17 protein-coding genes and 1 other annotated feature are annotated in these 17870 nt (G+C 41.6%); of the genes, 15 read left to right on the top strand and 2 right to left on the bottom strand.

The window, feature by feature from the left end; all coding sequences use genetic code 11:
* Positions 1-9: 9 nt before the first annotated feature.
* Together aspS and MUG87_RS08480 are read left to right on the top strand one after the other, a co-directional pair.
* On the top strand, positions 10-1782 hold the full coding sequence (gene aspS, locus MUG87_RS08485; RefSeq protein WP_247087040.1) for an aspartate--tRNA ligase: 1773 nt from the start codon (positions 10-12) through the stop codon (positions 1780-1782).
* A gap of 133 nt (positions 1783-1915) precedes the next feature.
* Positions 1916-2683, top strand: a complete 768-nt coding sequence (locus MUG87_RS08480; protein ID WP_247087039.1) for a tRNA threonylcarbamoyladenosine dehydratase — start codon at positions 1916-1918, stop codon at positions 2681-2683.
* 176 nt (positions 2684-2859) lie between these two features.
* On the opposite strand, the gene MUG87_RS08475 is transcribed toward MUG87_RS08480, so the two are convergent.
* Entirely contained in the window at positions 2860-3492 is a 633-nt protein-coding gene (locus tag MUG87_RS08475) for an RsfA family transcriptional regulator (protein ID WP_247087038.1), read from the bottom strand.
* A gap of 54 nt (positions 3493-3546) precedes the next feature.
* The gene (locus MUG87_RS08470) at positions 3547-4815 is read right to left on the bottom strand and encodes a replication-associated recombination protein A (RefSeq protein WP_247087037.1); all 1269 of its coding nucleotides are present in this window, start codon (positions 4813-4815) and stop codon (positions 3547-3549) included.
* A gap of 131 nt (positions 4816-4946) precedes the next feature.
* Here MUG87_RS08470 and MUG87_RS08465 point away from each other — a divergent pair, with 131 nt between their 5' ends.
* The 13 genes from MUG87_RS08465 to mltG all read left to right on the top strand — a co-directional run bounded on the left by MUG87_RS08465 (position 4947) and on the right by mltG (position 17777).
* Positions 4947-5363, top strand: a complete 417-nt coding sequence (locus tag MUG87_RS08465) for a cysteine metabolism transcriptional regulator CymR (RefSeq protein ID WP_247087036.1) — start codon at positions 4947-4949, stop codon at positions 5361-5363.
* Positions 5364-5379: 16 nt separating this feature from the next.
* Positions 5380-6522: a cysteine desulfurase family protein gene (locus tag MUG87_RS08460; protein ID WP_247087035.1), complete on the top strand. Its 1143-nt coding sequence runs from the start codon at positions 5380-5382 to the stop codon at positions 6520-6522.
* A 19-nt stretch (positions 6523-6541) separates the two neighbouring features.
* Positions 6542-7654: a tRNA 2-thiouridine(34) synthase MnmA gene (mnmA, locus tag MUG87_RS08455; protein WP_247087034.1), complete on the top strand. Its 1113-nt coding sequence runs from the start codon at positions 6542-6544 to the stop codon at positions 7652-7654.
* A gap of 76 nt (positions 7655-7730) precedes the next feature.
* Positions 7731-8381, top strand: a complete 651-nt coding sequence (locus tag MUG87_RS08450) for a tetratricopeptide repeat protein (protein WP_247087033.1) — start codon at positions 7731-7733, stop codon at positions 8379-8381.
* A gap of 19 nt (positions 8382-8400) precedes the next feature.
* Positions 8401-10710 carry an SF1B family DNA helicase RecD2 gene (locus MUG87_RS08445; protein WP_247087032.1) on the top strand — a complete coding sequence of 770 codons (2310 nt, stop codon included), beginning with the start codon at positions 8401-8403 and terminating at the stop codon, positions 10708-10710.
* A 109-nt stretch (positions 10711-10819) separates the two neighbouring features.
* Positions 10820-11011: a hypothetical protein gene (locus MUG87_RS08440; RefSeq protein WP_247087031.1), complete on the top strand. Its 192-nt coding sequence runs from the start codon at positions 10820-10822 to the stop codon at positions 11009-11011.
* A gap of 12 nt (positions 11012-11023) precedes the next feature.
* On the top strand, positions 11024-11152 hold the full coding sequence (locus tag MUG87_RS08435; RefSeq protein ID WP_247087030.1) for a DUF3918 family protein: 129 nt from the start codon (positions 11024-11026) through the stop codon (positions 11150-11152).
* A gap of 287 nt (positions 11153-11439) precedes the next feature.
* Complete coding sequence (locus MUG87_RS08430; protein ID WP_247087029.1) at positions 11440-12501, top strand: AI-2E family transporter; 1062 nt, start codon at positions 11440-11442, stop codon at positions 12499-12501.
* A gap of 37 nt (positions 12502-12538) precedes the next feature.
* Positions 12539-12743: a binding site (T-box leader), on the top strand.
* Positions 12744-12792: 49 nt separating this feature from the next.
* Positions 12793-15432 (top strand): alanine--tRNA ligase, encoded by a 2640-nt coding sequence (alaS, locus tag MUG87_RS08425; protein WP_247087028.1) that lies wholly within the window; start codon positions 12793-12795, stop codon positions 15430-15432.
* A 67-nt stretch (positions 15433-15499) separates the two neighbouring features.
* Positions 15500-15766, top strand: coding sequence for an IreB family regulatory phosphoprotein (locus MUG87_RS08420; RefSeq protein ID WP_124563292.1), 267 nt, complete (start codon positions 15500-15502; stop codon positions 15764-15766).
* A 2-nt stretch (positions 15767-15768) separates the two neighbouring features.
* Entirely contained in the window at positions 15769-16185 is a 417-nt protein-coding gene (ruvX, locus tag MUG87_RS08415) for a Holliday junction resolvase RuvX (RefSeq protein WP_247087027.1), read from the top strand.
* A 33-nt stretch (positions 16186-16218) separates the two neighbouring features.
* On the top strand, positions 16219-16500 hold the full coding sequence (locus MUG87_RS08410; RefSeq protein ID WP_124563540.1) for a DUF1292 domain-containing protein: 282 nt from the start codon (positions 16219-16221) through the stop codon (positions 16498-16500).
* A gap of 200 nt (positions 16501-16700) precedes the next feature.
* Positions 16701-17777: an endolytic transglycosylase MltG gene (mltG, locus tag MUG87_RS08405; RefSeq protein ID WP_247087604.1), complete on the top strand. Its 1077-nt coding sequence runs from the start codon at positions 16701-16703 to the stop codon at positions 17775-17777.
* The last annotated feature ends 93 nt before the right edge of the window (positions 17778-17870 follow it).

Below are 17870 nucleotides of genomic sequence, written 5' to 3'. Positions count from 1 at the left end.
GAAGAGAATATGGCTGAGAGAACGCATTATTGCGGGGAAGTAACATTGCAAGAAGCAGGAAGTACAGTACAGCTAAAGGGCTGGGTGCAAAAGCGCCGTGACCTGGGCGGACTTATTTTTATCGACTTGCGCGACCGTACAGGGATTGTACAGGTTGTATTTACACCGGAAACATCAGCAGAAGCATTAAAGCTGGCGGAAGGAATTCGTAATGAATATGTGTTGCACGTAGAAGGTACAGTTGTTGAGCGAGCAGAAGGGCAAATCAACAAAAACTTAGCAACAGGGTACATTGAAGTACAAGCTACAGATATTCGTATTTTAAATACAGCCAAAACACCGCCTTTTACAATTGCAGATAAAACAGATGTGTCTGAAGATGTGCGCTTAAAATATCGTTATTTAGATTTGCGTCGCCCAGCTATGCTGGAGACGTTTAAGCTTCGTCATAAAGTAACGAAAGCAATGCGTGACTTCTTGGACAGAGAACAGTTTATTGAAGTAGAAACACCAATTTTAACAAAAAGTACACCGGAAGGAGCGCGTGACTACTTGGTGCCAAGCCGCGTACATCCAGGTGAATTTTACGCATTGCCGCAATCGCCGCAAATTTTTAAACAGTTGTTGATGGTTGGCGGCTTCGAGCGTTATTATCAGGTAGCTCGTTGTTTCCGTGACGAAGACTTGCGTGCAGACCGTCAGCCGGAATTTACACAAATCGATATTGAAACATCCTTCTTGACCCAGGAAGAAATTATTGAAATGATGGAAAAAATGATGAGCGGTGTTATGCGTGATGCGAAAGGCTTGGAAATAGCATTGCCATTCCCGCGTATGACATACGATGAGGCAATGAGCCGTTATGGTTCTGACAAACCTGATACACGTTTTGGAATGGAGCTAACAAATCTATCTGAATTTGCGGTGGACTGTGGATTCAAGGTATTCACAAGTGCGGTAGAAGCCGGTGGTCAAGTAAAAGCGATCAATGCTAAAGGTGCTGCTGATAAGTATTCCCGTAAAGATATTGATGCGTTAACTGAGTTTGTGAAAATTTACGGCGCCAAAGGTCTTGCTTGGCTGAAAGTAGAGGCTGATGGACTAAAAGGTCCAATTGCGAAGTTTTTCGGTGAAGAAGACAGTGCAACAATCATTCGTTTGTTAGAAGCAGAAATTGGCGACTTTCTTCTATTCGTTGCTGATAAGAAAAGTGTAGTAGCGGATAGCTTAGGGGCACTTCGTTTAAAACTTGGTAAAGAGCTGGCTCTTATTGACGAAAGCAAGTACAATTTCTTATGGGTAACAGATTGGCCGCTTCTTGAGTATGACGAGGAACAAGGTCGTTATTTCGCAGCGCATCACCCATTCACGATGCCATTCCGTGAAGATTTGCCGCTTCTTGATACAGATCCAAGTCAAGTGCGTGCACAAGCATATGACCTTGTATTAAATGGGTATGAGCTGGGCGGCGGTTCTTTACGGATTTATGAGCGTGATGTACAAGAGAAGATGTTCCGTGTTCTTGGTTTCTCACAAGAAGAAGCACAGGAGCAATTCGGCTTCTTGCTTGAAGCATTTGACTACGGTACACCACCACATGGCGGAATTGCATTGGGATTGGACCGCTTAGTGATGTTGCTTGCAGGGCGTACAAACCTTCGTGATACGATTGCATTCCCGAAAACAGCAAGCGCAAGCTGCTTGTTGACGGATGCACCAGGTGAAGTCGCAATAGCGCAGCTTGATGAATTGCATCTGCAGTTAAAAATCACAAAAGAATAAATGCAAATAACAACCATGTGGACATACTATGTTCACATGGTTTTTTTGTTAAAATATAATTTTTTCTATACAAATAGTAGGAAAAGAAGGTAGAATACAAATTGGACTAATTTGCAGTAGGAGAGTGAAAAACATGCTACATCAATTTTCACGTAATGAATTGGCCTTCGGTAAGGAAGGTCTTGAAATATTGAAAAATAGCACAGTTGGTGTCCTTGGCATTGGCGGTGTTGGTTCTTTCTCCGCAGAATCATTAGCTCGCTCTGGTGTAGGGCGTTTGGTACTCGTGGACAAGGATGTTGTGGATATTACAAATGTAAATCGCCAGGTGCATGCGCTTATTTCAACAGTAGGACAGTCTAAAGTTGAATTAATGAAACAGCGTATTCTAGATATTAATCCGGACTGTGAAGTGATTGCGCTTCAAATGTTTTATACAGAAGAAACATATGAGCAATTCTTTTCTTATGGTCTTGATTTTGTTATTGATGCATCAGATACTATCTCTTACAAAATTCATTTAATTAAGGAATGTCTGCGCCGTAAAATCCCGATTATTTCAAGTATGGGTGCTGCGAATAAGATGGATCCGACACGCTTTAAGATTGCAGACATTTCTAAAACGCATACTGATCCAATTGCAAAAGTTGTACGTACGCGACTTCGTAAAGAAGGAATTAAAAAGGGTGTTAAGGTTGTGTTTTCTGATGAAAGTCCAATTGTAATTCGTGAGGAAATTCGTAAAGAAATCGTACCCGATGAAAACGCAAAGATTCGCAAGGCAAAGCTACCACCTTCCTCTAATGCTTTCGTTCCATCTGTTGCTGGACTCATTATGACAAGCTATGTTGTCCGTCAACTACTGAAGAATATAAAAGTGAATCGAGTAGGGCAGGATTGATAAAAAACCTTCCATTCGGAAGGTTTTTTATCATATATACGAGTAGCTAACATACTAGCAATGGAAAAGTAGAAACGACTTACTTTATGCACCTAGGGTCAGGCATGAGACTCTCTTAGGCCTAATTAGACTGCACATTGCTCATTCTTCTCTCCCGCCTAAAAAATATCTTTAACTCACTGTGAAATGATCTCCAAGTTCCCGTTTTTATCCATCTTAAAAATGGGTGCAATTCGTTCTTCCTTTTCATCAAATAATACCATTTTACGAGCACGATCCATAATCCGAACGAGATTTTGATAGTCTTCTTGGATTGTTCCTTGTTCACTTTGCAGCTGATCTAGCTTTCTTTGTAAATCCTGTTGTTTGTTTCGCAAAGCTTCATTTTCACGGCGAAGTACATCGTTTGTTGTTTGCAAGCTAATAATTTCTTTTGTATCTGGCTGAAATTGCTGCAAAAAGTGGATTACATCCTGCATACAAAGAGAAGAGACATGTGGTTCTTCTGAAAATTCAGCTTCAATGGCTTCTTCTTTTAAACGAGGTGTAATTAGCTTCTTTTGCGGCCGCTGTAGCTGTGCTCGTTTTGCTTCTTTGCGCTGTTTTTTGGCAAGCTGCACCGCTTCTTCATAACGGCTACGTACTTCGGCATTCCAACGAAAACCACAGGCCGCTGATGTTCGATTTAGTATATCTCCTACTTCATCAAATGCTTTTAGTTGTGTACTGCCGCTTCGAATGTGCCGCAATACTGTTTCTGCAAGAAGTAAATCATTTTCTGGGGTCCAAGCATCCTGACGCACTTTCATAGCAAGCCTCCCAATGGGTTTTTGCTTATTGTCTCTCATGTGCATCATTTTATACTATTTTTTTGAGTTTTGCAGATTGTGATAAACAGCTGCGAGGGCCTGCTCGAATTTCCCGGTTTGTTTTGGTGTATAGTACTCTTTATTTTTAATTCGATCCGGTAAATATTGCTGCGGTACCCAGCCATTTTCATAATCATGGGGATATAAGTAGCCGATACCGCGCCCTAATGCTTGTGCACCTTTATAATGTGCATCCTTTAAATGTTTTGGCACATCACCTGTACGCATTGTACGTAAATCATGAAGTGCTGCATCAATGGCTTGATAAGCCGAGTTAGATTTAGGCGAGAGACAAAGCTCTATAACCGCATTGGCGAGTGGAATACGTGCTTCAGGAAAGCCAACGCGTTCTGCTGCTTCGATTGCGGCAAGGGTACGAGGACCGGCTTGCGGGCTTGCCAGGCCAATATCTTCATAGGCAATCACAAGAAGCCGTCTTGCAATGCTAGTTAAATCACCGGCTTCAATGAGACGTGCCAAATAATGAACGGCGGCATTTACATCACTGCCACGAATACTTTTTTGAAAAGCAGACAATACATCATAATGAGAGTCACCGTCTTTGTCGTGGACAAAGCTCTTTTTTTGCAAGCATTCTTCCGCAACCTCAAGTGTAATCGTTCTAACGCCATCTACAGGTAACGTAGATAATACCGCGAGCTCAAGCGCATTATAAGCAGAACGTAGATCGCCGCCGGACGCTCTTGCGAAATGCTGCATTGCTTCTTTGGTTACTTCTGTTTCCACAAAACCCAGTCCTTTTTCTGAATTCGAGAGAGCACGGGTTAGACCAATTAAAATATCGGCTTCTGTTAATGCGTGCAGTTCAAAAATTTGGCAACGACTCCGGATTGCGGAGTTGATAGAGTGAAAGGGATTACTTGTAGTAGCGCCAATCATTGTAATTAACCCGCTTTCTAAATGCGGAAGTAAAAAATCTTGTTTACTCTTATCAAGGCGATGTACTTCGTCCAAAATTAAAATAAGGTGACGGGACATTTTTGCCTCTTCAACGACAATTTCCATATCCTTTTTATTATGTGTAACAGCATTTAATAGTCGAAACGGTGTGCCAGTGCTACCAGCAATAGCACGGGCAATAGAGGTTTTCCCCGTGCCCGGCGGTCCGTATAAAATCATGGATTGCAGGTGCTTAGCCTCCACCATACGGCGGAGAAGCTTGCCTTCTCCAACGAGGTGAGACTGACCAATTATTTCTTCAATTGTTGTTGGTCTCATGCGATGTGCAAGTGGTTGTTTCATACAATCTCTCCTGTGTGTGTGTTGTATGTTTATCCTATCACGTTCTCACTTCAAGATGAAATTTCTTCACATGTGAATTTATGATATAATCTTATAGGCTTACTCAGGTAAGAATGGAAAGAGGTGCTTGGATGAAAATTTCAACAAAAGGTCGCTACGGCTTAACAATTATGATTGATTTGGCAAAGAAGTATGGGGAAGGTCCCATTTCGTTAAAATCTATCGCACAGGCACATGAATTGTCTGAGCATTACTTAGAGCAATTGATTTCACCATTGCGAAACGCACGTCTTGTAAAAAGTACACGCGGGGCTTATGGCGGATATGTACTGGCTGATACCCCTTCTAATATTACGGCTGGAGATGTAATTCGCGTATTGGAAGGACCAATTAGTGTAGTTGAGGGGATTGAAGAAGAACGCCCTGCACAAAGACAGCTTTGGACGCGTATTCGCGATGCGGTACAAGAAGTCTTAGATAGCACGACGCTTGAAGATTTAGTAAAGTATGATGAAGAGCACGGACATGGATATATGTTTTACATTTAAGAAAGGAGCTGTATGAATGGAGCGTATATACTTAGACCATGCAGCTACATCTCCTACGCATCCACAGGTTGTGGAACACATGATTCCGTACATGACGGAGATGTTTGGTAATCCTTCGAGTATCCACTTTTATGGCAGACAAGCGCGACATGCGGTTGATGAAGCGAGACGGGCTTGTGCAAGCAGTATCGGTGCAACGCCGAATGAAATTATTTTCACAAGCGGTGGTACAGAAGCTGATAATTTAGCGCTATTAGGTGTTGCTCGTGCTAATAAAACGCGAGGAAATCATATTATTACAACAGCAATTGAACACCATGCTATTTTAAATACGTGTAAAATGCTTGAGCATGAGGGGTTTGAGATAACGTATTTGCCTGTTGATGAAACTGGACGTGTGAATGTACAAGACGTACAAGAGGCATTGACAGAAAAAACAATTTTAGTCTCAATTATGTACGGTAATAATGAGGTAGGTACCGTACAGCCTATAGAGGAAATCGGCGCTTTGCTGCGGGAACACGACGCGTATTTTCATACGGATGCTGTACAAGCGTATGGTATAGTGGAGATTGATGTAAAGAAGTTAGGAATTGATCTACTGTCCGTTTCTTCTCATAAAATTAACGGCCCTAAAGGTGTAGGCTTTTTGTATGCTGCTAAACATGTTGTGTTTGCTCCTCTATTAATAGGAGGCGAGCAAGAGCGTAAAAGAAGGGCCGGCACAGAAAATGTGCCTGGCATTGTTGGGTTTCATCAAGCGATTTTGCTTGCAGAAGCAGCACGTGAGCAAAAAAATCAACAATACCGATTATTTAAGGATATAATGATATCTGTCTTCGTAAATGAAGGCATCCAATTTGAGGTCAACGGAGGAGAAAACAGCTTGTCACACGTATTCAATGTGAGCTTTACAGGCATGCATATTGAGTCGTTTCTTGTAAATATGGATTTAGCGGGAATTTCTGTATCGAGCGGTTCAGCCTGTACAGCTGGTTCCATTGATCCATCACATGTTCTTGTGGCGATGTTTGGAAAATCCTCTGATAAAATACGTTCATCCGTACGATTTAGCTTTGGTCTTGGCAATACAAAAGAGCAAGTAGAAAAAGCCGCGTACGAAACTGTGAAGATCGTGAAGCGATTGACACAAAATTAATAAACTGGAGGTGAAGAAGATGAACAAACAACCTCATGAAACACGTGTTGTAATCGGTATGTCAGGCGGCGTCGATTCTTCGGTGGCGGCGCTTTTACTTAAGCAACAAGGCTATGAAGTAATTGGTGTGTTTATGAAAAACTGGGATGATACTGATGAAAATGGATTCTGCACAGCAACAGAAGATTATAACGATGTAATCCAAGTATGTAATCAAATCGGCATCCCTTATTATGCGGTAAACTTTGAGAAGCAGTATTGGGATAAGGTATTTACGTACTTCTTGGATGAATATAAAGCCGGACGTACGCCAAATCCAGATGTAATGTGTAATAAAGAAATTAAGTTTAAAGCGTTTTTGGATCACGCTATGGCACTTGGTGCTGATTACGTAGCCACAGGTCATTATGCGCGTGTAGTTTATGAAGACGGCATATATAAAATGCTACGAGGCGTTGACGATAACAAAGATCAAACGTATTTCTTAAACCAATTAAATCAAGAGCAATTGTCGAAAACAATGTTTCCTCTTGGACACTTAACAAAACCGCAAATCCGTGAAATAGCCAAGGAAGCAAATCTTGCAACGGCAACGAAAAAGGATAGTACGGGCATTTGCTTTATTGGTGAGCGTAACTTCAAAGAATTTCTAAGCAACTATTTACCTGCACAACCAGGTATGATGCAAACGTTGTCCGGTAAGGTAAAAGGCAAGCATGACGGTCTTATGTATTATACAATCGGACAGCGCCATGGTCTGGGGATCGGAGGCGATGGAGATCCGTGGTTTGTTGTCGGTAAAAACCTAAAAGATAATATTTTATATGTAGAGCAAGGCTTTCATAATGAACTGCTGTACGGTGATGAAGTGATTGCAACCGATGTAAGCTGGGTAAATGAGCCAAAGGCATCGGAATTTACATGTACGGCAAAGTTCCGCTATCGTCAAGCTGATAACAAGGTGACGGTACAAGTGATGGAAGGTGGAAATGTACGCATTCTTTGTGATGAGCCGATTCGTGCACTTACACCAGGACAAGCTGTTGTGTTTTACGATGGTGAAGTATGCTTGGGCGGGGGAACGATTGATGAAGTGTTCCGCGCCGGGAATAAGCTTTCCTACTTGGCGTGATTTAGAAACCTCGGACTTTTCATGAGCCGAGGTTTCTTTTATGATGAATATAGAGTCTAATGAAGAGGTGATAAGTATGACAAAGCTAGAACAAGGCATTGCGAGGATGCAGGAAGGAAAATGGGAGGAAGCGGCCCAGCTATTAACAGAAGCAATTCAAGAAGAGCCGAACAATCCGCTCGGTTATGTGAATTTTGCAAATTTGCTGGATGTTCTTGGAGAAGCAGAACGGGCAGTATCCTTTTATAAAAAAGCACTGGAGCTAGATGATACGTTAGCAACAGCGTATTACGGCTTAGGCACAATTTGTTATGAACGGGAGCAATTTGAAGATGCCAAGGTGATGTTTGAAAAGGCGATGCAGTGTGGTTTACAATCTGGAGATGTTTATTTTATGCTCGGATTTACTTATGTGGAGCTCAGTAAGGATTTAATGGCACTGCCGCATTTGCAAAGAGCGATGGAGTTGAATGACAGCGATGCGGAGGCTGCATTTCAGTATGGGCTTTGTTTAGCGCGTTTAGAGCACGTGAAAGAAGCAAAAGCGGTGTTTGAAAAGGTACTGGAATTAGATCCGACACATACAGATGCACTATATAATCTTGGTGTTGCATACGCATTTGAAGAAAACAATGAAAAAGCGCTGCAGTTATTTAAACAGGCTGTTAAGTTGCAACCGGATCATTTTCTTGCGGGCAACGGCATTCGCTTGCTTGAGCAGAACTAACCGCAAAGGGGCGTGAAGTATGCAGGACACAATGGATTTGTTTAAAGAGGAACACAAATACATAAAAGGCCAAGTCCTTCATACGATTTTTCATAACGAAGACAATTTGTATTCTGTTGTGCGCATGAAGGTGCTAGAGACGAACGAAGCATTTGAAGAGAAAGACGTTCTGATTACTGGTTATTTTCCGCGCATGCACGAGGAAGAAATATTTACACTAAACGGGGTGTTTAAAGATCATCATCGTTATGGCATGCAGTATCATGTAGAGATGTTTAAAAAAGAGCTGCCGCAAACAAAGAATGGAATTGTCCAATATTTATCTAGTGATTTATTTAAAGGAATCGGTAAAAAAACGGCTGAACGCATTGTAGAAAAACTCGGCTCACAAGCAATTTCTAAAATATTGGACGATGCATCGGTGTTAGATGGTATTGTGAAGAAGGATAAAGCACAGGAGCTGTATCAAACAATTCTTGAGCATCAAGGGCTTGAGAAAGTCATGAGCTTTTTGGGCGGCTATGGCTTTGGCACCAAGCTAACCATTAAAATTTATCAGAAGTATAAAGAGCAAACGTTAGAAATCATCCGTAGCAATCCATATCAGCTGATTGAGGATGTTGAAGGTATTGGTTTTGGGCGTGCGGATGAGATCGGAAAAGCCTTTGGTATATCAGGTAACCATCCGGATCGGATTCGAGCGGGTTGCTTGTTTACTTTAGAAAACGTATCCTTGCAGGAAGGACATGTCTACATTACAACAGAGCAACTAATCAGACGAACAATAGAACTGTTAAATCATCATGAACGTACTGTTTCAGAGGCTGATATTACGCAATGTCTGGAATTTTTACAAGGAGAAGACAAGCTCATTATTGAGCAAGATCGCTCATATCTGTCATCGTTATACTATGCAGAGCAAGGACTTGTTACTTCATTATTTCGTCTTATGGGAAAGGGAGAACTGGAATCTTTTTCAGAAGCCGATTTTCTTATGACCCTTGGCTCTATTGAGGATAAGCTTGGTGTGCAATATGCCTCCCGGCAAAGGGAAGGGGTACAAACAGCACTTACGCATCCCGTGATGATTTTAACAGGTGGACCAGGTACAGGAAAAACAACGGTAATCAATGGTATTGTTGAAATGTATGCCGCTATGAACGGATTGTCTTTAGACGCAAAGGACTACAACGAAAAAAATCCGTTTCCTATTTTACTTACAGCTCCAACAGGCCGCGCGGCAAAGCGCATGAGTGAAGCTACGGGTTTGCCTGCAGGTACAATTCATCGTTTGCTTGGATGGACGCCGGAAGGATCCTTTCAGCGCAATGAGCATGAACCAGTAGCTGGAAAGTTACTTATTATTGATGAGTTTTCCATGGTCGATATATGGCTTGCGAATCAGCTGTTTAAATCATTACCTTCTGATATGCAGGTCATTATTGTAGGGGATGAAGATCAATTGCCTTCTGTAGGACCTGGTCAAGTGTTAAAGGATTTGTTAGCAGCAGAAATTATTCCAACAGTACGTCTCACGGAGATATACAGACAAGCGGAAGGGTCATCCGTGATTCAGCTTGCACATACAATTAAAGGTGGTAAAGTACCGGAAGATATTGCTGTACAAAAAAGCGACCGTTCTTTTATTATGTGTAGCAGCGGCCAAATTGTTGATGTGGTTAAGAAAGTGTGTGAAAACGCACAAACAAAAGGCTTTACAGCAAAAGACATACAAGTACTGGCGCCAATGTACCGAGGTCCGGCAGGTATTAATATGCTAAATCAAGCGCTTCAGGAAGTATTTAATCCAGCTCGTGAACAACGAAGAGAGCTTACCTTTGGTGATGTTATATATCGTGTGGGCGATAAAGTGTTGCAGCTTGTTAATCAACCGGAAAGCCAAGTATTTAATGGTGATATGGGTGAAATTGTATCTATTTTTTATGCAAAGGAAAATGTAGAGCAGCAGGATATGCTTGTCGTTTCTTTTGACGGCATTGAAGTTACGTATACAAAGCCGGATTTTAATCAAATTACGCATGCGTATTGCTGTTCTATTCATAAAGCACAGGGTAGTGAATTTCCTATTGTCATTTTACCTGTTGTAAAAAGCTATTATCGTATGCTACGGCGTAATCTTCTTTATACGGCAATTACGCGCAGTAAGAAGTTTTTAATTTTGTGCGGTGAGTCGGATGCTTTTCAGTCAGGTATTAGCCGTACGGACGATGCGACGCGGCAAACGACGCTTTGCGAGAGGTTAAAGGAACGGACCGTATTGAAGGAAGAAAATGACGTGGAAGAACTTTCTCCTTATGATTTTTTATAAAACAGCATAAGTTATAAAAGAGAGGCAAGGAAGTTTTTTGTCTCTGTTTAAATTCCTGCGGTTTGGACGATACTGGCGTAATAGAAAAAGGTACGGGAGTGATTACGCCTTGTTGATATGTCCGAACTGTAAAGGAAAAGATATCGGTAAAATTGGGGTGAACCAATTTTATTGCTGGACTTGTTACATTGAGCTGTCTGTGGCAAAGGGGAAAATTTTTACACATCAAGTTGAAGAGGATGGTTCATTAAGCTCGCTTGATGATTTGTTTGATGATGACGAAAGAACAATCAGCATGTAAGGAGTGACACGCATGAACATGAAATCTTCACTGTTGGCATTTGGTTTGGGTGCTGCTGCTTATCATTACGCGCGCAAAAATAACATGCTTTCTTATAAAAGCATGAAAAAAGCGAAAAAAATGATGAAATCTTATTTGTAAAAACAGTACGGTTTACCGTACTGTTTTTTATTGTATTGGTTTTGTTAAAGTTCGTTGTTAGTTTCCGTTACGGGTGTTCGCTTCTTCAGAGAGTTTCCTCGGCAGAGAGTTTCCTCGGCGCTATGCGTTTGCGAGGTCGCCTTTTGACTTGCTTTTCCAGCAGGATTATCACCTCCAATCAACAAGGGTCGATCATTAACTTCTGACTGTAACACAGCTATTGTATTTGATGACTTTGCATAAAGAGTCCATATGTTTCTCACACTAGAGAAACGGAGGGATGTGCGGTGAAAAATATTAAGCTAATTTGGATTTACCGTTTGGCCCTGCTTTTACTGTTGTTTTTATGTTTGCTTGTATTTTGGAAGCTAAGGCCAATGTGGTTTCCTCTTTTGCAATTAATGAAATTGGTGATAATTCCGTTTTTAACAGCTTATTTTATTGCTTACTTATTGCATCCACTTGTGGAGAAGCTACATCAAAGAGGAATGCCGCGTGTTCTCGCTATTTTACTCATATATATCTTATTTTTTGGAGGGGTAGGTTATGGGGTATATAAAGGTGTTCCTGCAGCAATCTCTCAATTAAAGGACATGAACCGTAATTTCCCGCAATTTATTAATATGTACGAAAGCTGGACCAAGCAGGTAGAAACAAGAACAGCCAATTTTCCGGAATTTGTGACGGACAAGCTAAGAGAGGCGTTTCTTGGTGTTGAAGCTAAGCTACAATCTTTTTTGGATCGGATGATGAGTACGGCACAGGGAATATTGGATTCTCTGTTAATCATTGTACTCATTCCATTCATCGTATTCTACTTGCTTAAAGACTATGATCGCATGTATCACTTTTTTTGGCGATGTGTCCCGGGGAAGTGGTGTGCAGAGGGGAGAAAGCTTGTAGATGATATTGATAAATCACTGGGAAACTATATTCGTGGTCAACTATTTGTGTGTGCCGTATTGGCTGGAGTTGCTGCATTTGCATTTTGGATTATTGGCTTAAAATATCCATTGTTACTTGGAATTCTCATAGGTGTTACGGATATTATTCCGTACTTTGGTCCTATTTTAGGAGCAATTCCAACTCTGATCGTTGCCGCAACCGTATCGGTCAACATGGTAATCAAAGCTGGGGTAGCGCTCGCTATCTTGCAGTTCTTAGAAAGTAATATATTATCACCGTATATCGTGGGCAAATCCCTTCGGATGCATCCGGTTGTAATTATGTTCGCTTTATTAGTAGGCGGTGAGATTGCCGGATTGCCGGGGCTGCTGCTTGCGGTGCCAGTACTTGCAGTATTACGTACTATCATTATTCATTCCAAAAGACTGCTCGCAAGACGTTGACAAGGCTATGAATTGTAGGCTATAATTCGCTTGAATACATAAATCCATGACGGATCGAGTACGTCACAGCCCATTTTCCAGAGAGAGGTCCCGTAGGCTGAAAGGACTTTCAGATGAAGAGTGACGGAACGCTAATCCTGAGAGCAGCTAACACCTGCCGTCTTGCCACGTTACGGCAACTTGAGGTGATGGACTCCGGTCCATAATCAGGGTGGTAACGCGAGTATACTCTCGTCCCTGCTATGGGGGCGGGAGTTTTTTATTTGTCCAAAAAATAAGGAGGAAGTATACATGAAGAAGTTAAAAGCAGCAGAAATTCGCCAAATGTTTTTAGATTTTTTCCAAGAAAAAGGACATGCTGTAGAGCCGAGCGCGTCTCTTGTTCCGCATGAAGATCCGTCGCTACTATGGATCAACAGCGGTGTAGCAACATTGAAAAAGTACTTTGACGGTCGTGTAATTCCAGCAAATCCACGTATCACAAATGCACAAAAATCCATTCGTACAAACGACATCGAAAACGTTGGAAAAACAGCACGTCACCATACATTCTTTGAAATGATGGGGAACTTCTCCATTGGCGATTATTTTAAAGAAGAGGCAATTACATGGGCTTGGGAGTTTTTAACAAGCGAAAAATGGATTGGTTTTGATAAAGAAAAGCTTTCTGTTACGATTCACCCAGAAGACGATGAAGCGTTCCAAATTTGGAATGAAAAGATGGGTGTTCCGAAAGAGCGTATTATTCGCTTAGAAGAAAACTTCTGGGATATTGGCGAAGGTCCAAGTGGCCCGAATACAGAGATCTTCTATGATCGCGGTGAAGCCTATGGTAACGACCCGTCTGATCCAGAGTTATATCCAGGCGGTGAAAACGAGCGTTATCTTGAGGTGTGGAACTTGGTATTCTCCCAATTCAACCATAATCCAGACGGTACGTATACGCCGCTTCCAAAGAAAAACATCGATACAGGCATGGGTCTTGAGCGTATGGCTTCTGTGGTACAAGACGTACCGACAAACTTCGATACAGATTTGTTTATGCCAATCATCGGCGCAACAGAATCTATCTCGGGTGAGAAATACCGCGGCGGCGATGTAGAGAAGGACACAGCATTCAAAGTAATTGCTGACCATATTCGTACGGTAACATTCGCAGTGGGGGACGGAGCACTGCCTTCTAATGAAGGTCGCGGGTATGTACTGCGTCGCTTATTGCGCCGTGCAGTACGATATGCGAAGAAATTGAATATTAATCGTCCTTTCATGTATGAGCTAGTACCGGTTGTTGGTGAGATTATGCAAGACTTCTATCCAGAAGTGAAAGAGAAGACAGAATTTATTCAACGCGTTGTGAAAAACGAAGAGGAGCGCTTCCACGAAACACTTCACGAAGGAGAAGCGATTTTAGCGCAAGTGATTGAAAAGGCAAAAGCAGCAGGTAGCACGGTTCTTTCTGGTGCAGATGCATTCCGATTGTATGACACATACGGCTTTCCAATTGAATTAACGGATGAATATGCAGAAGAAGCAGGCATGACAGTAGATCACAGCGGCTTTGAAGCAGAGATGGAACAGCAGCGTGAACGCGCGAGAGCAGCCCGTCAAGATGTAGATTCCATGCAAGTACAAGGTGGTGTTCTTGGAGAAATCAAAGTGGAAAGTCAATTTGTAGGTTACAATGAATTGCAGGCGACAAGCACAATTGTAGCGTTGCTACAAAACGGCGAGTACGCACAAGTTGTAAATGCGGGTGAAGAGGCACAACTTATTTTGGATGTCACTCCGTTTTATGCAGAGAGCGGCGGTCAAATTGCAGATGAAGGTCAATTAATTGCTGAGGGTGTCAAGGTTGCAGTGAAAGATGTACAAAAAGCACCGAACGGGCAAAACCTGCACAAAGTGGTTGTACTAGAAGGTACATTGCAAGAAGGTGCAACACTAACGGCTGTAGTTGATGCTTCAAATCGCGCAAGTGTAATTAAAAATCATACAGCGACGCATATTTTACATCAGGCGTTAAAAGATGTTTTAGGCACACATGTTAATCAAGCAGGCTCTCTTGTGACATCTGAGCGTTTACGCTTTGACTTCTCTCACTTTGGTCAAGTGACAGCAGAAGAGCTCGAAAAAATTGAACGTATTGTAAATGAAAAGATTTGGGATAGTATTCCGGTTGTTATTTCTCAAAAGCCAATTGAAGAAGCAAAAGCGATGGGCGCAATGGCGCTGTTTGGTGAAAAGTACGGTGATGTGGTTCGCGTTGTACAAGTTGGAGACTACAGCCTAGAGCTTTGCGGTGGTTGCCATGTTGAAAATACATCGTCAATCGGTATCTTTAAACTGGTATCAGAATCCGGTATTGGTGCAGGTACACGTCGTATTGAGGCAGTAACAGGCAAGGCTGCTTATGAAATGATGAACAGTCAAGTGTCGCTTCTGAAAGAAACAGCAAGCAAGCTGAAAACGAACACAAAGGATATTTTAACAAGGGTAGACGGCTTGTTTGCGGAAGTGAAGCAACTGCAAAAAGAAAACGAATCTTTGGCAGCGAAGCTAAGCAATATTGAAGCAGGTAACTTAACAGATCAAGTACAAGTAGTTGATGGCGTAAGCGTTCTTGCAAGTAAGGTGAACGTCGCGGACGTAAACAACTTGCGTACGATGATGGACGATTTGAAACATAAAATTGGTTCCGGCGTTATTTTACTTGCCGCTGTTAATGAAGGAAAAGTAAACTTGCTTGCAGGTGTTACAAAAGATCTTACAGGTAAATTCCATGCAGGAAATCTGGTGAAAGGCGCAGCTTCTATTTGCGGCGGCGGCGGCGGCGGTCGTCCGGACATGGCGCAAGCGGGCGGAAAAGACCCTAATAAAGTAGATGAAGCGATTTCATATGCAACGGAGTATGTTAAATCTATTTTAAATTAAGACTGGTTTGGTGTACAATGATAGGGAGAGTAATCTCCCTATCCCTATTTAAAGCGAGGTGCTTACTATGGACCAGTTCGATAAAACGATGAAGTTTACGTTTCAAGAAGAAAAGCAAAGTGTCCAAGTGAATGAAGTATTATTTACGGTGTATGATGCACTTCAAGAAAAAGGCTATAATCCCATCAATCAAATTGTGGGTTATTTATTGAGCGGCGACCCTGCGTACATACCTCGTCATAAAGACGCACGTAACAATATCCGTAAGCTTGAGCGCGATGAGTTAATTGAAGAGTTGGTAAAGTCGTATTTAAAGCATCATCGTGAGGACTAAACATGCGCATACTTGGTTTAGATGTCGGCACGAAAACGGTCGGCGTTGCGCTTAGCGATGAAATGGGCTGGACGGCTCAAGGTATCGAAACGATTAAAATCAATGAAGAGCGTAATCAATTTGGATTTAATCGTATTGAGGAGTTAGTAAAACAGTACAATGTGGATAAGATAGTGGTAGGGTTGCCGAAAAATATGAACGGCACAATCGGTCCACGCGGCGAAGCTTGCCAAAAGTTCGCTGAGGATCTGCGCGCATTATTCGGTCTTGAAGTCATCATGTGGGACGAGCGTCTGTCTACTATGGCAGCGGAGCGGTTCTTAATTTCTGCGGATGTAAGTCGGAAAAAGCGCAAACAAGTAATTGATAAAATGGCAGCAGTTGTCATCTTACAAGGTTACTTAGACAGCAAACAATAGGAGTGAAGAACAATGACAGACAAGCACGATATCGTGGATGAGAACCAAATTACAATTGTAGACGAAAATGGAAATGAGCATTTATGTGATATCATTACAACATTTGAATCCGATCGCTTCGGTAACAAAATGTATGTAGTGTACTCACCAATCGGTGAATATGATGAAGATGGAGATCCAATTTACGATGCTGCTATCGTAGAGCCAGATGAGGATGATGAAGAAGGTGGAAGATTGGCTCCAATTGAAAACGAAGAAGAGTGGGAAATGGTGCAAGAGCTATTTAACACATTGATGGATGAAGAAGAGTTATAAGAGGAACGGACTGTGAGAACAGTCCGTTTTTTATATTCCGTGAAAATACGCAGTCTACAATCTATAATGCTTGAGGTTAGATTTTCTCGGCTAAAATGGTATAAAAGACAGCTTCATCATCCTTTGGTGTAGAATAATATCGAAAACGGTCGATTAATTGTAGTATAATAAGACCAATGAAAAGGAGGGCATGGCATTTGATAAGTTGGAACGAGCAAGCAAAAAAGAAAAAGCGAAGAAGAATCGCTGCCATAATCATTCTGTTGCTTTTTGCAGTGACAATTGGCGGCTATGGATACATTGCATCTGCCCTAAAGCCGGTGGCTGATACCGCAGAGAAAAAAGAAATCGAAATTCCATCGGGTACTTCAACAGCGGGAATTGGTGAATTACTTGAGAAAAATGGAATTATTAAAAATGGTACCGTGTTTCAATATTATGTAAAGGCGAATTTCCAAAACGGCTTAAAGGCAGGAAATTATTTATTGAGTCCTTCCATGAGTGTAAAAGAGATTGCTACTATTATTACAAGCGGAAGCGTATATAATCCTGCGCGATATAAGATAACCATTCCGGAAGGCTCTCAACTAAAGGATATTGTTAAAATAATTGCCAACGAATTTAAGTTTAACGAAGATGACGTGCTGAGACAGTTAAATGATGGAAACGTTCTAGCGGAGCTACAAAAAACCTATCCGCAGCTTATAACCAATAAGCTACAAAATCCGGCTATCACGTATAAATTAGAAGGATATTTGTACCCGGCAACATATTCGTACTATAAAAAAGAGAATACGTTACAAGAAATTGTAGAACCAATGCTGGAAAAAACAAATCAGTACGTAACAGCAAACAAGCCGGCAATTGAAAAGTTAGGCTTTGATGTACATCAGTTTTTAACAATGAGCTCGTTAATTGAAGAAGAAGCAACTGCGATGACGGACCGCCGTAAAATCGCAAGTGTCTTTTATAATCGCTTGAAGGCAAACATGCCTTTGCAAACTGACCCAACAGTGCTATATGCGCTCGGAAAGCATAAGGATCGCGTTTTATACAGTGATTTAAAGATAGCTTCACCCTATAACACATACGTTGTAACAGGCTTACCCGTAGGTCCTATTGCGAATGCTGGAGAGCCTTCTATGAAAGCCGCTCTTGATCCGGAACAAACGGATTATTATTATTTCTTGGCAGCTTTAAATGGAGAGGTGTTTTTCGCAAAAACATTAGAGGAACACAATGCATTAAAGGAAAAACACATTACATCACAGCGTTGATACAAAGAGATGCGAAATAAAAAGTTCGCATCTCTCATTTATATATGGTAAAATATATCGGGTTAAAAACCATGATATAATCTTTGCATATCG

The sequence above is a fragment of the Ectobacillus sp. JY-23 genome, assembly GCF_023022965.1.
In the GTDB taxonomy this organism is placed as follows: Bacteria; Bacillota; Bacilli; order Bacillales; family Bacillaceae_G; genus Ectobacillus.
The sequence above is the reverse complement of the archived record's forward strand: the minus strand, read 5'-3'. Positions and strand labels throughout refer to the sequence as shown.